This is a genomic window from Edaphobacter aggregans DSM 19364, from assembly GCF_000745965.1.
Taxonomy (GTDB): Bacteria; Acidobacteriota; Terriglobia; order Terriglobales; family Acidobacteriaceae; genus Edaphobacter; species Edaphobacter aggregans.
This window is the reverse complement of the sequence record NZ_JQKI01000002.1, coordinates 177,169-190,980: the sequence shown is the minus strand read 5'-3', so window position 1 is coordinate 190,980 and position 13,812 is coordinate 177,169. Positions and strand designations below refer to the sequence as shown.

Annotated in this window: 12 protein-coding genes; 7 read left to right on the top strand and 5 right to left on the bottom strand. The window is 61.7% G+C overall.

Translation table 11 applies throughout. From position 1 onward, the window contains the following. Positions 1-51: 51 nt before the first annotated feature. Positions 52-1,932 carry a M14 family metallopeptidase gene (locus Q363_RS03570; RefSeq protein ID WP_035347930.1) on the bottom strand — a complete coding sequence of 627 codons (1,881 nt, stop codon included), beginning with the start codon at positions 1,930-1,932 and terminating at the stop codon, positions 52-54. A gap of 82 nt (positions 1,933-2,014) precedes the next feature. Here Q363_RS03570 and Q363_RS03565 point away from each other — a divergent pair, with 82 nt between their 5' ends. Next, positions 2,015-2,689, top strand: coding sequence for an O-methyltransferase (locus Q363_RS03565; RefSeq protein WP_035347929.1), 675 nt, complete (start codon positions 2,015-2,017; stop codon positions 2,687-2,689). A 52-nt stretch (positions 2,690-2,741) separates the two neighbouring features. Here the strand turns inward: Q363_RS03565 and ispF are convergent, their stop codons facing one another. Both ispF and ispD read right to left on the bottom strand, forming a co-directional pair. Beyond that, entirely contained in the window at positions 2,742-3,359 is a 618-nt protein-coding gene (ispF, locus tag Q363_RS03560; protein WP_035347928.1) for a 2-C-methyl-D-erythritol 2,4-cyclodiphosphate synthase, read from the bottom strand. Further along, positions 3,356-4,081 (bottom strand): 2-C-methyl-D-erythritol 4-phosphate cytidylyltransferase, encoded by a 726-nt coding sequence (ispD, locus tag Q363_RS03555; protein ID WP_035347927.1) that lies wholly within the window; start codon positions 4,079-4,081, stop codon positions 3,356-3,358. Before ispD ends, ispF begins: the two co-directional genes overlap by 4 nt. 121 nt (positions 4,082-4,202) lie before the next feature. On the opposite strand from ispD, the gene tilS reads away from it, so the two are divergent. The 6 genes from tilS (at position 4,203) to Q363_RS45825 (ending at position 12,234) form a co-directional block, all read left to right on the top strand. Beyond that, positions 4,203-5,279, top strand: a complete 1,077-nt coding sequence (gene tilS / locus Q363_RS03550) for a tRNA lysidine(34) synthetase TilS (RefSeq protein ID WP_035347926.1) — start codon at positions 4,203-4,205, stop codon at positions 5,277-5,279. 370 nt (positions 5,280-5,649) lie between these two features. Continuing rightward, on the top strand, positions 5,650-7,569 hold the full coding sequence (gene ftsH / locus Q363_RS03545; protein WP_035347924.1) for an ATP-dependent zinc metalloprotease FtsH: 1,920 nt from the start codon (positions 5,650-5,652) through the stop codon (positions 7,567-7,569). 168 nt (positions 7,570-7,737) lie between these two features. Further along, positions 7,738-8,256, top strand: coding sequence for an LPS assembly lipoprotein LptE (gene lptE, locus Q363_RS03540; protein WP_035347923.1), 519 nt, complete (start codon positions 7,738-7,740; stop codon positions 8,254-8,256). Next, the gene (gene holA / locus Q363_RS03535; RefSeq protein ID WP_035347922.1) at positions 8,256-9,515 is read left to right on the top strand and encodes a DNA polymerase III subunit delta; all 1,260 of its coding nucleotides are present in this window, start codon (positions 8,256-8,258) and stop codon (positions 9,513-9,515) included. Before lptE ends, holA begins: the two co-directional genes overlap by 1 nt. A gap of 350 nt (positions 9,516-9,865) precedes the next feature. Continuing rightward, complete coding sequence (locus Q363_RS03530) at positions 9,866-11,788, top strand: hypothetical protein (protein ID WP_169746913.1); 1,923 nt, start codon at positions 9,866-9,868, stop codon at positions 11,786-11,788. 131 nt (positions 11,789-11,919) lie between these two features. Further along, positions 11,920-12,234, top strand: a complete 315-nt coding sequence (locus Q363_RS45825; protein WP_342667379.1) for a hypothetical protein — start codon at positions 11,920-11,922, stop codon at positions 12,232-12,234. An 852-nt stretch (positions 12,235-13,086) separates the two neighbouring features. Here Q363_RS45825 and Q363_RS03525 read toward each other — a convergent pair. Continuing rightward, positions 13,087-13,479: a type II toxin-antitoxin system VapC family toxin gene (locus Q363_RS03525; RefSeq protein ID WP_035347921.1), complete on the bottom strand. Its 393-nt coding sequence runs from the start codon at positions 13,477-13,479 to the stop codon at positions 13,087-13,089. Continuing rightward, entirely contained in the window at positions 13,476-13,754 is a 279-nt protein-coding gene (locus Q363_RS03520) for a type II toxin-antitoxin system Phd/YefM family antitoxin (RefSeq protein WP_051978304.1), read from the bottom strand. Before Q363_RS03520 ends, Q363_RS03525 begins: the two co-directional genes overlap by 4 nt. Between the last annotated feature and the right edge of the window lie 58 nt (positions 13,755-13,812).

Sequence of the window (13,812 nt, the reverse complement as noted above, 5' to 3'; positions counted from 1 at the left end):
TCACCTTCAAGAGGAAATGAACTGAATGTACCGCAGTCTACAGCAGCTCTCTCACTTCGCCACCGGAATCCCGTCTACGCTTCCCAGCCGGCCAATCGGATACAATCCGACCCGATTCGCCGCATACCAAGGCGAGCGCTCGTAGAAGAACTCCAGCCGCGCATATGGATTCCCCGCAAACGCCGGATCGCTCGCCACCTTCTTCTCGAACTCCGCCTTCAGCTTTGGGTCCTTCGCCATCATCTCCCGAGCCAGTTCCTCCAGCACATACGCTTCGCCGTACTCCTTCTGCTCGAAGATCGTATCGAAGAAGCCCCATTGCATCGCCGAATCCGGACCCGCAGGCTCCAGCCACTCGACAGCCACCTTCGACAGCCGCTGATTCAGCCGCACCACAGCCGATCCAGCCGGAAAGCTCGTCCGCTCCCGCACCAGTGCGCAGCTGCCAAACCTCCCCGGATCGTGCATCGCCTCACCGTTGAACGTCGGATGCCTTCCCTCGAACGGCGGCTCCTGCCACGCCATTCCGGCGCAGCGATAGGTCTCGACATCGCCCGACCAAGCGGCGGTCGTCCGCGACATCTCCACCTGATGCGCCGCAAGCACATCAATCACCTTCGTCCACTGCGCCGGAATAATGTAAGCCGCCGGAAGCGTCGTCTCCGCCGTCACCTTGAATCCCGTCTGCATCGGCAACGAGACGTTCCACGGCTCATGCCTGTACCTCACCCACATCGCGCCCGAGACCGCGCTCAACTCGCGCGTGTACTTGTAGCCGCGAAACAGGAATGGCGTCGTCTGACCACCCCACCCGAGCGCCAGCGGATACCTCACGTTGCTCAGCGGATGCGCGCCCATCGCCTCCGCCTCCTTGTCAGCCGCCGCGTTCAGCGCGATCAGCTTGTCCGCATCGCGATTCACCAGCTCCATCAGTCCTGCAAGAATCTCGTAGTTCCCCGTCACGCGCGTCTTGTAATCCTTCAGCATGTGCAGCTCCACCAGCATCGAAGGACGCCCCTCCAGAATCATGTAGCCCGTCGAGAAGCGCGGCAGATCGTCGTTGAACGCCAGCCCCTGCGCCGGATCGTTATCGTTGACCAGATTGATATAAGTCGGCGAAGCCAGGTGCCCGTGCGCATCCACATACTTCTCCAGGCCCGGAGTCACGACGTCATCGATCCACTTCGCCGTGCCATTCGGCAGGTTCGGACCATCGTCGATCGTAAACGTCACGTCGTACTGATAGTCCGCGCCATCAGTCACATGGTCATCGACAAAGAAGTCCGGCAGCCAGCGATGAAACATCGCCATGAACGCGCGCGTCTCCGGCGCCTCCGCCTTCAGGTAGTCGCGGTTCAGATTCAGATTCGTCCCGTTCCCGCGAAAGCCCATCTCCAGCGGCCCATCCTGGTTGATGCGGTTGTGCCTGCTGCGCCGCTCGTGCCCATCGGCGTTGTACATCGGGATGAAGACAAACACCGCCCGCTCCAGCAACGCAGCCTTCGACTTCGTCACCACCATGTCGCGCAGCAACGCTATACAAGCGTCCTTGCCGTCCATCTCGCCAGCATGGATCGAGTTCTGCACCAGCACCACCGGCCGCTTCGCCCGGTGAAGCGCCGCCGGATCGAACACTCCATCCCGCGACACAATCACAATATCCAGATCGCGCCCCTCGCCCGTCTTGCCAAACGCCTCAATCTTCACCTGCGTTGGTGCCGCCGACTCGACTCGCTTCAGATAGCTCATCGTCTCCGCATAGTCCGGAGTCGTCGCATAACACGCGTTCTCCGCCGGGGTCGCCCACTCGTCCGTCACCTTGCACTCTGCCGCCTTCGGTGCATCCATAAGATGTGGCGAAGCCACCGTCTGCCCATGTCCCGCTCCGCACAAGCAAGCCAACGCCGCCAACACACCCAACCCAGTCCGCATCCCATCTCCTCAAGCAGAAAGCTCTATCTCAACACGCTAGCATCCGCTTGCCCCTCGCACCGCAAGACTCTATCTTGGCTGCATGGATCAAGACCTCTGGATCGCTGTCGACCGCTACCTCGCCGACAACCTCATCTCCTCCGACCACCGCATGGAGGAGGCCCTCGAAGCCAACGCCTGCGCCGGTCTTCCCGCCATCGACGTCGCGCCCAGCCACGGCAAGCTGCTGCACCTTCTCGCTCGCGTCCAGGGCGCGCGCCGCATCCTCGAGGTCGGCACACTCGGCGGCTACTCCACCATCTGGCTTGCCCGCGCGCTCCCCTCCGACGGCCAGCTCGTCACCCTCGAACTCGATCCCAAACACGCCGCAGTCGCCCAGGCCAACATCCACCGCGCCGGCCTCAGCTCGCTCGTCGACATCCGCGTCGGCCCCGCGCTCGACTCCCTCGCCAAACTCCACGACGAGAGGCCCGCGCCCTTCGACTTCATCTTCCTCGACGCCGACAAGCCCAACAACCCCGTCTACCTCGACTGGGCCCTCAAGCTCGCGCGTCCCGGAACCGTCATCATCGCAGACAACGTCATCCGCGAGGGCGAGATCATCAACGACCGCAGCGACGACGCCCGCGTCATCGGAACCCGCACCTTCCTCGAGCGCCTCGGCAGCCACCCGCAGCTCGACGCCACCGCCATCCAGACCGTCAGTACCAAGGGCTACGACGGCTTCGCCATGGCCGTCGTCAAAGCCGAGGCTTAAAAACAGAAACGGCGCAGAGACCCAAAGCCTCCGCGTTCCTCTCTGCTTCCTTCTAAGTGATATCGTCCGTGTCGAACGGAGGCCGCTTCCGTCCCAGCGCCGAGATATCGTGAGCGTCGCCCACCAGCCCCTTCACCACCTTGTCGATCTCGTCCTCTACCTCCGCTGCAGCCACCATGCGCGCCGGAGCATCCACTAGCTTCACGCTCTCCAGCAGAACCGTCGCATGCGCCACCGCCACGCCATCCTGGTTCAACCCCTCCGGCGTCTTGGCCTTGATTCCAACCTCGCCCGGCTTCACGCCCAGCAGTTCGGCCACGCGTTCGCGCAACTCGCCGGCAATCGGAACGATCTTCGGCTTCGCCAGCACCAGCACCGTGTCCACATTTACGATCTTGTATCCCGCCGTCGCTACCTCTTCGAGTGCGGTCTCCAGAAACACCTTCGAAGCAGCGCCCTTCCACCGCGGATCGTTCGGCGGAAAGAACGTGCCTATATCCCCCGCCGAAACCGCGCCCAGCAGAGCATCCGTAATCGCATGCAGCAGCACATCGCCATCCGAGTGCCCTGCCAGCCCCTCCGGATGTTCAATCGGCAATCCACCGATGATCAACGGAACGCCTGGCTTGAACGCATGCGAGTCGAACCCGTACCCAATCCTCATGCTCATCGCGCACCTGCCACTGCTGCCTGGTGCAGATAAAACTCCGCCAGCTCGATATCTCCCGGCTGCGTGATCTTGAAGTTCCGCGCCGAGCCCGCCACCACGGCCACTTCTACCCCGGCGCGCTCCAACAGGCTCGCCTCATCGGTCCCCGTAAAGCCATCCGCCGCCGCCTCGGCAAACACTCGCCGCAGCAGTCCCACGCGCGCGCCCTGCGGCGTCTGCGCCAACACAATCAGCTCCCGCGGAATCGTCGCCGTAATGATCGCGCCGTCCGCGGTCCGCTCTACCTGCTTGATCGTGTCCACCGCCGGCAGGCCCACAATCGCCGCGCCGTGTCGTGCCACCGCGTCAATCGTCCTCTCGATCGTCCCTGCGTCGATCAGTGGCCTAACCGCGTCGTGCACCAGAACCACATCGTCGTCGTCGCACTCCAGCGCCGCCAGCGCGTTGCCCACAGACTCCTGCCGATTGTCGCCGCCCTCCACCATGTGGACGCGCGGCCCCAGCCGGAACTCCTGAAACTGCGCCTCAACTCGCTCGCGCTCCGAACTCCGCACTGCCACGCAAACCGCATCCACACGCGGCACATCCAGGAACGCCTTCACCGAGCGCACCAGAACCGGAACCCCGCCAATCGACAGAAACTGCTTCGGAGCCGCGGCATGAGATCCGGCCGCCATACGCGTGCCCATCCCTGCTGCCGGAAGAATCACAAAAACTCGCATAACCTGCGAAGTATACAAGATTGACGAACGAAATCCTTCACCGCACCGCATTGTCATCAAGGCAGCAGCTTCAACAACTACGACAGCGCTACAACATGCGGGCAACTAAGATGGAAGCTCCATGCCCGCTCTCTCACCACTTCCCTTCAACCGCGAAAACATCCGCCCCGGCGATCGCCTCTGCGTGGCCGTCTCCGGCGGGGCCGATTCCGTCGCTCTCCTGCTCGCCCTGCTCGAAGCCAACACCGCGGCCCGCGACTCGCTCGGCGTCGGCCTCTCCGCCGTCCACGTCCACCACGGCATCCGCGAGGCCGCCGAGTCCGACGCCGACGTCGCTTTCGTCCAGGACCTCGCAATCCAGCTCGACATCCCCCTCCACATCCACCGCGCCGACGTCCCCGCCCGCGCTGCCCAGAATCGCGAGACCATCGAGGAGGCCGCCCGCGAAGAGCGCTACGCCTTCTTCCGTACCCTCCTCGCCTCCGGACACGCCGACGCCGTCCTCACCGCCCACACCCTCGACGATCAGGCCGAGACCGTCCTCATGAAGCTCCTCCGCGGAGCCTGGACCGAAGGCCTCTCCGCCATCCATCCCGTCGTCCAGGTCGACCTCCCCCAGCAGCGCTCCGGCCGAATCCTCCGTCCGCTCCTCGCCACCCGCCGCTCGGAGGTCGAATCCTTCCTCCGCACCCGCAACCAGGCCTGGCGCATCGACTCCACCAACACCGACACCGCCTACACCCGCAACCGCATCCGCCACGAGCTCCTCCCCCAGCTCCGCACCTTCAACCCCTCCATCGACCAGACCCTCGCCAACCTCGCCGAACTCGCCCGCGAAGAGGAGTCCAGATGGCAGGCCGAACTAGCCCGTCTCCTCCCCCAGTTGCTCCTCCCCGGCAAGCCCGTCCGCGGCGGCGGCCGTGCCGTCTCAACGACATCCGGCTCCTCCTCCATCTCCATCGAGCTCGAACGCCTCCGCACGCTCGACCCCGCCCTCCGCCGCCGCATCCTCCGTGCCGCCGCCCGCCAGCTCGGATCACGCCTCAGCTTCGACGACACCACCCGTCTGCTCGCCCTCGGCGGTTTCGCAACCGTGCCCACGGTCGCCGCCCGCACCGGAGCCTCCGTCCATCTCGCCCAGGGCCTCAGAGCCGAACGCTCCGCCCGCGAGATCCGCCTCTTCCTCGATCTCTCCTGAGCCTGAAAATGTCTGCCATTTCGACCCGAGCCCCTGAGCAGCCGAGCCGAGTCGAATGGGGCGGAGTGGAGAAACCTGCTTCTCTAACACCCAAGCCCGCCCCAGGACCCCTCACCCCTTAGTTGCATCGACTTCGTTCTTCCGGCCCCTGAATCTTTCAACCAGAGAGTAGAATCTTAATTAGTTGACGGGGATAGGACCGTTACTGTGGTGCCGGGTATTTCCTGGCGACTGCCAGGGAACATTCCTTTATCGATATCGTCTAACGATGTAGGCTCTTCTCAAGGCTTCGGCCGCGAGAGTGGCCCGGGGCTGACATAGCCAACCGCGCAGCACAAGGCAATGCAGGCCGGAAAATGAGGAACACGCATTGAACTCGACCGTCAAACAAATTCTGATCTGGGTCTTCATGATTACGTGTCTGGTCTTCCTGTGGCAGTTCGTCGTCAAGGGAACCGGAGCCGGTCAGGAAAAGAACATCTCTCTCAGCCAGCTGCTGAACGACGCCGACGCAGGCAAGATCGCCGAAGTCACCGTCAACGGCTCTGAAGTCACCGGCAAGTATCGCGACGACAAGACTCAGTTCCACACGACGATCCCGGCCAACTACCCGGATATGTACAAGACGCTCCGCGACCACGGCGTCAACATCAGCATCAAGGACCAGAACTCCAACGCCTGGCTCGGCTTCCTTATCCAGCTTGCGCCGTTCGCCCTCCTGCTGGGCCTCTGGTTCTTCCTCCTGCGCCAGATGCAGTCCGGCGGAAACAAGGCGATGAGCTTCGGCAAATCGCGCGCCCGCCTGCTCTCCATGCAGCAGAAGAAAATCACCTTCAAGGATGTCGCCGGCGTTGACGAGGCCAAGGAAGAGCTCAAGGAGATCATCGAGTTCCTCCGCGAGGCCCAGAAGTTCCAGCGCCTCGGCGGACGCATCCCCAAGGGCGTCCTGCTCGTCGGACCTCCCGGAACCGGCAAAACCCTTCTGGCCCGCGCAGTCGCCGGCGAAGCGAATGTGCCCTTCTTCTCCATCTCCGGCTCCGACTTCGTCGAGATGTTCGTCGGCGTCGGCGCATCGCGCGTCCGCGACCTCTTCGAGCAGGGCAAGAAGAACGCCCCCTGCATCATCTTCATCGACGAGATCGACGCCGTCGGCCGTCACCGTGGCGCTGGCCTCGGCGGCGGACACGACGAGCGCGAGCAGACCCTAAACCAGCTTCTCGTCGAGATGGACGGCTTCGAGTCCAACGACGGAGTCATCCTCGTCGCGGCCACCAACCGGCCCGACGTACTTGATCCCGCGCTTCTCCGCCCCGGCCGCTTCGACCGTCGCGTCGTCGTCGATCGTCCCGACATCCGTGGCCGCGAAGAGGTCCTCAAGGTTCACTCCAAGAAGGTCCCCATGGCCGAAGACGTTGACCTCAACGTCCTCGCTCGTGGAACCCCGGGCTTCTCCGGAGCCGACTTGGCAAACATGGTCAACGAGGCCGCCCTCACCGCCGCCCGCTACAACCGCAAGTCGGTCCACATGTACGACTTCGAAGTAGCCAAGGACAAGGTGATGATGGGAGCCGAGCGCAAGTCGATGCTCCTCACCGACGAAGAGAAGAAGGTCACCGCCTATCACGAGGCCGGCCACACCCTTGTCTCCGCGCTACGCGAGCACTCCGACCCGCTCCACAAGGTCACCATCATCCCCCGCGGAATGGCTCTCGGTGTCACCGTCTACCTCCCCGAGGAAGACCAGCACACCGTCACCAAGGAGTACCTCGAGACGCGCCTCGCCACCCTCATGGGCGGCCGCTGCGCCGAAGAGATCTTCCTCGGCAAGATGACCACAGGCGCCGGCAACGACATCGAGCGCATCACCGAGCTCGCCCGCAAGATGGTCTGCGAGTTCGGCATGAGCGGACTCGGTCCGATGACCTACGGCAAGAAGGAAGAGCAGATCTTCCTCGGACGCGAGATCGCACAGCACCGCGACTTTTCCGAGGAGACCGCCAAGCAGATCGACATCGAGGTCCGCCGCTTCGTCGATGCGGCCTACCAGTCGGCTTACAATCTCCTCAACACGAACCAGGACATCATGCATCGCATGGCTGCGGCACTGCTGGAGCGTGAGACCCTGGACGCCGCGGAGATCAAGCTGATCATCGAAGGTAAGGAGCTCCCGGCCACCAAGTCGGCTCTCTCCGGCGTTGATTCAGGCCCGGGAGGCGAAGCCCAGAAGGTCCTCAAGCCCGAAGGAGCCCGCAAGCCCGGCTTCAACGAGGGCCAGCCTTCCCCCGCATAACGACGTCTAACCCAGCATCGAAGAAGAGGCAGCCCCCGTGGCTGCCTCTTCTTTTTTCCCCTCACTTCACATCCGTGTCATTTCGACCGCAGCCGCGCAGCGGAGAAAACCCGCTTCTCTCCCACAGCCGTCCACAACCGCGCCCAATGCGACAATAGAACCAACCGCATGAAGCTCCGCGCCGCAACCCTAGTCGTCCTCTCCACCCTGCTCACCGGCTGCGGCTACCACACCGCCGGCTCGGCCACACACATCCCTGCGAACGTCCGCACCCTCTCCGTTCCCATCTTCGCCACCCGCGTCCAGGCCTACCGCACCGAGATGGCCTTCACCCAGGCCGTCGTCCGCGAGCTCAACACCCGCACCAGCTATCGCGTCCTCAACTCCGACTCCGCCGACGCCGACGCCACCCTCCGCGGCACCATCCTCACCCAGACCATCACGCCGCTCACCTACGACGCCACCACAAGCCAGACCTCCAGCTACCTCGTCGCCGTCACCGCCCGTGTCGTCCTCATCGCCCACGACGGCACCGTCCTCTACCGCAACGACGCCATCACCTTCCGTGAGCAATACCAGTCCACCCAGGACCTCAGCCTATTTATCCAGGAAGGTTCCCCCGCCATCTCGCGCATGTCACGAGACTTCGCCCAGACCATCGTCAGCGATATGCTGGAGTCGTTCTAATGGCCACGTCCCTGCGAAGCTTCGCCCCGACCGACCGCTTCATCGCCGACATCGCCTCGCCGTCTTCCCTCCGCCCCGGCTACGTCCTCCTCGGCGACGAGATCTTCCTCTACGACCGCTGCCGTAAGGCCGTCCTCTCCACTCTCATCCCCGAGGGCTCCCGCGACTTCGCCCTCCACGACCTCGACCTCTCCGAGACCTCCATCTTCGAGGCCCTCGACCGCGCCCAGACCCCATCCCTCATGGCGCCCTTCCAGGTCCTCTTCCTCCGCAACCTCAAGACCCTCTACGGCCGCGGCTCCAAAAAAGAAGAGTTCGCCGCCATCGACGCCTACTTCCGCTCGCCCAACCCCCAGGCGCTCATCCTCTTCGTCGCCGACCACCTCCGCATCCCCACCGACATCCGCAAGATGGACTACCAGGACAAGGAGCGCTTCGAGCGCATCCGCGAGACCCTCGGCGACTCGTGCGGCATCGTCGAGCTAGCCCGCGTCGACGAAAACGACGCCATCCGCTGGGTCACCTCCACCGCCGAGTCCCGCAACGTCCGCTTCGACCCCGACGCCGCCCGCGAGCTCGTCGACTCCCTCGGAGCCGACATGATGCTCATCGCCTCCGAATTCGAAAAGCTCCTCCTCTACGTCTCCGCCCCCGCTGTCCCAAATTCCGTCATTCTGACCCTGAGCGAGCAAAGCGAGCCGAAGGGGAAGAACCCCCGCATTTCGTCCGAAGCGCCACAGCATCCCCCGGTAGAGTCCCTCGCCCGCAACCGAGTCACCCTCGGCGACGTCGAGACCATGGTCCTCGCGGCCAAGCAGCGCTCCCTCTACGAGCTCACCGACGCCATCAGTTCCAAGGACCGCCCCCGCGCCCTCGCCCTCCTCCACGGCCTCCTCAACGCCTCCGACGGTGGCGAGGACGCCGCCATCGGCCACCTCTACATGCTCGCCCGCACCTTCCGCCAGATGCTCATCATCCTCGAGAAGAACGTCCGCGACTCACGCGCCATCTGGCAGGTCCTCTGGCAGGGCTTCCGCATGCCCCCCTTCGCCGCCGACGACCTCATCCGCCAGGCACGCCGCTACAAATCCCGCCGCGAGCTCACCCGAGCCCTCCGCCTAGTAGCCCGAGCCGACCTCGAACTCCGCAGCTCCCCCGCCAACAAACTCCTCGTCCTCGAACGACTCGTCCTCGACCTCGCCACCGAACCGAAGCCCACCGCATTCGATCCAGCGTTGCAGTTCGCGATGGAGCTCTAGTCACTACTGCCGCTGTTGCTGCTGCCGCCTAACTGAACCCCCGCAAACATTTGCGCATTGCATTACCGTCGCGAATCGGGGTATAAGTAGGCGTTTTCGACGACAGCAATCGAACCCTCGTTAGGAACCAGTCTGGAGGACACCTATGTCTTCGACGGACTCAGAGTTGATGAGTGCCGGCTGGCGGCCGGAATCACGCCACGACCATCAGCGGGACTACCCCTAAATTACTTGCGCCTTGTGCACCAATCTGTGGCTGGTTGGTTCGCGCCCTCTTCTCCACCATCCAGCAACAATCGACCTGAAGACTTTGTCACAACGTTCAACGAGGCTAAAAAATGAAGCTCTTTATGCGAATGGAACCAATTGGGTTCCTTACATTTGCCTGCATCGTTGCCTTCACGGCAGCAACAGCAGCCGCACAAACACGTCAGATTTCCTCCAGCGGGACTGGGTCGTTCAGCGAATCTTCCCTTGGCGTGGACATCGGCTCCGGCCCGGAGCTTGACTCTGCTCTATCCGCCGTCGAGCATGATAACGGCAACGACGCAACGGGCGCTGTCCACATAAACCGCCGAATCGACAATCACCCCAAGGGACCGGGCGTAAACATGTCCGGCAAATCTCATTCGAAGTCGAATCCAGTAGTGAATCTCAGCGTCGACGGGCTCAGCTTCTTCCAGCAACGTTTCGCCGACGGCGGAAATCAGTTCTCCGTCGAGCCTCCGGATCAGGGCCTGTGCGCCGGAAACGGCTTTGTTCTCGAATCGACCAACGATGTTCTTCGTGTCTTCGACTCATCGGGCAATATCGTCAGGGGAGTCGTCTCTCTGAATCAGTTCTACGGCTATCCTCATGCCATCGATCGCACAACCGGCGCTTTCGGTCCCCAAATTACCGACCCAAGCTGCTACTTCGATCAGGACACGCAACGCTGGTTCCACCTTGCTCTCACCCTCGACAGAACGGGAACGACATCTGCACTCTCCGGCAAGAATCATCTTGATTTGGCCGTGAGCCAGAGCGCCGATCCGCTCGGCACCTGGACCATCTACCGCATCCCCGCGCAGGATGACGGAACCGACGGTACGCCCAACCATCACTGTCCCGGAGGCGCATGCCTGGGAGACTACCCCCATATCGGCGCTGACGGAAACGGGATATACCTTACCACCAACGAATTCCCCTTGTTCGCGGGCGGCTTTATCGGAGCCCAGATCTACGCCATCTCCAAGCAGGCCATTGCTTCCAATGGTGCCAGCATCACCGTCGTCCAATACAACACGGGAGATCCATCAACCAACACCGCATCCGGTCTGCCGGGCTTCACGGTATGGCCAGCGATCTCCGCCGGCCCATCGCCGTCTGAGTTCGGTGGAACCGAATACTTCCTCAGCTCCCTCGCTGTCTTTCAGGACAGCGGCGTAGATAACCGGCTGCAGTTGTGGTCCCTGACCAATACCAAGGCTCTCTCCCGCGGAGGTGCGCCCACTCTCACCAGCTCCATCGTCAATACCCAGGCCTATGCCATTCCCGATTTTGCTCGTCAGCCGGGAGTAGGAACCAATGGCGTCGGTATGGCTCCCGGAGGAGGTAACATCGACTTTCCTCTGGGGCAATGCTTCAATCTCCCAGCCTGCTCGAACCTCCTGATCGGAGTTGCGGATCCTTTCACAGAGGTGATTAGCCCACTCGCTGCGAACGATTCACGCATGGGGCAGGTCTACTACGCCAACGGAAGACTCTGGAGCGCGCTTGGAACCGGCATCACCTTCGACGGAGTGACCTACGGAAGCTCAGGACTAGCCTACTTCGTACTCCATCCAAAAGCGGACGGAGGAACTCCAGTAGCGACCGTCGACAACCAGGGCTACCTTGCAGACCCGAATCTGGACGTAACCTACGGGACCGTCGCCGTAACGCAGAGCGGAAGAGGCGTTCTCTCCTTTACTGCGACCGGACCTGCGAACTATCCCAGCGTTGGGTTTGCCAGTCTGGACGCCCTCGCAGGCGCAGGCGATATTCAAATCGCGGCCGCCGGCGTTGGCGCGCAGGATGGCTTCACAGGCTATCGGGTAGAGGGCTTCGGCACCCGCTGGGGAGACTATGGAGCCGCCGCGGTCGACGGCAACTCGATCTGGTTTGGGCAGGAGTACATCGGACAGACCTGCACCCTGTCGCAATACATCTCCTCCTCACCATTGGGAACCTGTGGCAACACCCGCGCCGCCTTGGGGAACTGGGGGACACGTATCGTCAAGGTCACACCATAGCGGTACCTCCACAGATCCAGCACGCTTGAGGGCCCTTGTTACAATCTCTCAGGTAAGAACGAGAAGCCCGGCATCATGCCGGGCTTCTCCTTGAGGGCCTGAGTACACTTTCCTTTAGTTGGGGGATTAGGATGCATCAGCCGCACAGGGTCGGATCGTCTTCAACCTACTCTGCACCGAAGTTCCAACCCCTGGCCAGACAAAAAAATCACCTTAGCATTCTTGGCGATTGCCCTCCTCGGTGCAGCCAAATCGAACTGGCCCGCCGCTACAAATCCCGCCGCGAACTCACCCGAGCCCTCCGCCTCGTAGCCCAAGCCGACCTAGAACTCCGCAGCTCCCCCGCCAACAAACTCCTCGTCCTCGAACGCCTCGTCCTCGACCTCGCCACCGAACCCAAGCCCAGCGCATTCGATCCATCGATGCAATTCGCAATGGAACTGTAACGTCCACGAATACGGGTGCCCCACATCTCGATTCTGAGATGTGGGACATCGTCCGAAGGACGATCGCAATCAAATCTCTTCACACCGCCCTGATTCAACAGATAAATTCCATATAACCAGATGGGATCCCTGCGCCGTCCTTCCATCCTTATCGCCCTGCTCGCTCTGATGATCTTGCTATGCGGAGCCTATCTGCTCGGTCCATCGATCCGTGCTCGTTATCTCTTTTACGAGCTTGGATCTCTTCAACTAAGTAACTCCACCTTTGAGGACGCACAGCGGCTAGCCAAGAAGCTCGGTGCTAAGCCAAGCAATCTCAGTCCTTGTGACCGATCGTATTGCTACTGGAGCGCGGATGTTAACAATGTACAACTGCCTCAATGGTGGCGAGGTTCCGGTGTAACCTTCTCTATCGACTTTTCACGTGGAGAATTCCATAGTCGTGGGTAAAGGCGCTTGGTACGCTATTGGAATAGATCCTTATACATTCACTCCGTCCATGGTATCGATCGGAGAGAAAGAGCGGTGGTATCGACCGCGTCGAGACTACATAGAACCACCGACCCAGAAAGGCTGGGGGATTAGTTATTTCGAGAAGAATGGTTACCGGGAGAATGCCTCTACCAATTTGGGGTACACATGACGCCAAGAACGTCGGCTGAGGATAGGCGGCGTTATACCGCCTTCAACTACAGTTGTTTCTGGAAATACAAAGGGTGCAAAGACGGGAGAGAATTGCTGCCAACAGCGGACCCCTTCCCCGAAGACGAATTTCCCCGATGACAAATGAACCATGCGTATCTAGCCGGTGCCCACATCTTCAGATGTGGGCCATCGCCCGAAGCACGCCCCCTAAACCTGCAACACCGCCACCGGATACCCGGCCAGCCGACGATCGCCCGTCACCAGCACCATCCCCTCCACCATCGCCTGAGCCACCAGCATCCGATCGAACGGATCGCCATGCAGCATCGGCAGACCTCTCACGGTATCGGTGTACTTCGAACTGATGCCCAGCTCCTGCATCCCGTACGTCTCCAAGGACCGTTCCAGACGAATGTCGCCATCGATCTTTCCCAGACCCTGTTTGATCGACAACTCCCAGAACGAGACTGCGCTCACATAGAGTCTAGAGTCACTCTCCTGCAGAACTTTGAGTACAGCAAGCGACACTCGCTTTATATCCCTGTCCAGCCAGATCGCCATATTCGTATCGAGCAGATAAGAGCTCCCTGTATCGCTCATTCACCCTTACCCTTGCCTTTGCTCTCGGGACTGTCGTCGCGCATCACCTCGAACATGTCCAGCGGCAGATCGTCATAGAAGTCAGGCGCAATGTAAGTAATGCCCAGTACGTTTTGCCCAAACTTCCGCCTCGCGCCCGCCTTCTTCTTCTTAATCGGCACAAGTTGCAGGACCGGCTCCCCCGCCTTGGCGATAACAACCTCTTCGCCATGCGTAGCCTCCTCCACCAGCCGGGAGAAGTTCGTCTTCGCCTCGTAGATGTTGTAAGTCGCCATGACCGCTCCCCTGCTCAGTATCGCCTCCGTTGGTCAACTTGGTCAACCATAATGCGGG

Coding starts and splice junctions, on each gene's coding strand:
- Q363_RS03570 (WP_035347930.1), bottom strand. CDS start 1,932: ATGCGGACTGGGTTGGGTGTGTTGGCGGCGTTGGCTTGCTTGTGCGGA.
- Q363_RS03565 (WP_035347929.1), top strand. CDS start 2,015: ATGGATCAAGACCTCTGGATCGCTGTCGACCGCTACCTCGCCGACAAC.
- ispF (WP_035347928.1), bottom strand. CDS start 3,359: ATGAGCATGAGGATTGGGTACGGGTTCGACTCGCATGCGTTCAAGCCA.
- ispD (WP_035347927.1), bottom strand. CDS start 4,081: ATGCGAGTTTTTGTGATTCTTCCGGCAGCAGGGATGGGCACGCGTATG.
- tilS (WP_035347926.1), top strand. CDS start 4,203: ATGCCCGCTCTCTCACCACTTCCCTTCAACCGCGAAAACATCCGCCCC.
- lptE (WP_035347923.1), top strand. CDS start 7,738: ATGAAGCTCCGCGCCGCAACCCTAGTCGTCCTCTCCACCCTGCTCACC.
- holA (WP_035347922.1), top strand. CDS start 8,256: ATGGCCACGTCCCTGCGAAGCTTCGCCCCGACCGACCGCTTCATCGCC.
- Q363_RS03530 (WP_169746913.1), top strand. CDS start 9,866: ATGCGAATGGAACCAATTGGGTTCCTTACATTTGCCTGCATCGTTGCC.
- Q363_RS45825 (WP_342667379.1), top strand. CDS start 11,920: ATGCATCAGCCGCACAGGGTCGGATCGTCTTCAACCTACTCTGCACCG.
- Q363_RS03525 (WP_035347921.1), bottom strand. CDS start 13,479: ATGAGCGATACAGGGAGCTCTTATCTGCTCGATACGAATATGGCGATC.
- Q363_RS03520 (WP_051978304.1), bottom strand. CDS start 13,754: ATGGCGACTTACAACATCTACGAGGCGAAGACGAACTTCTCCCGGCTG.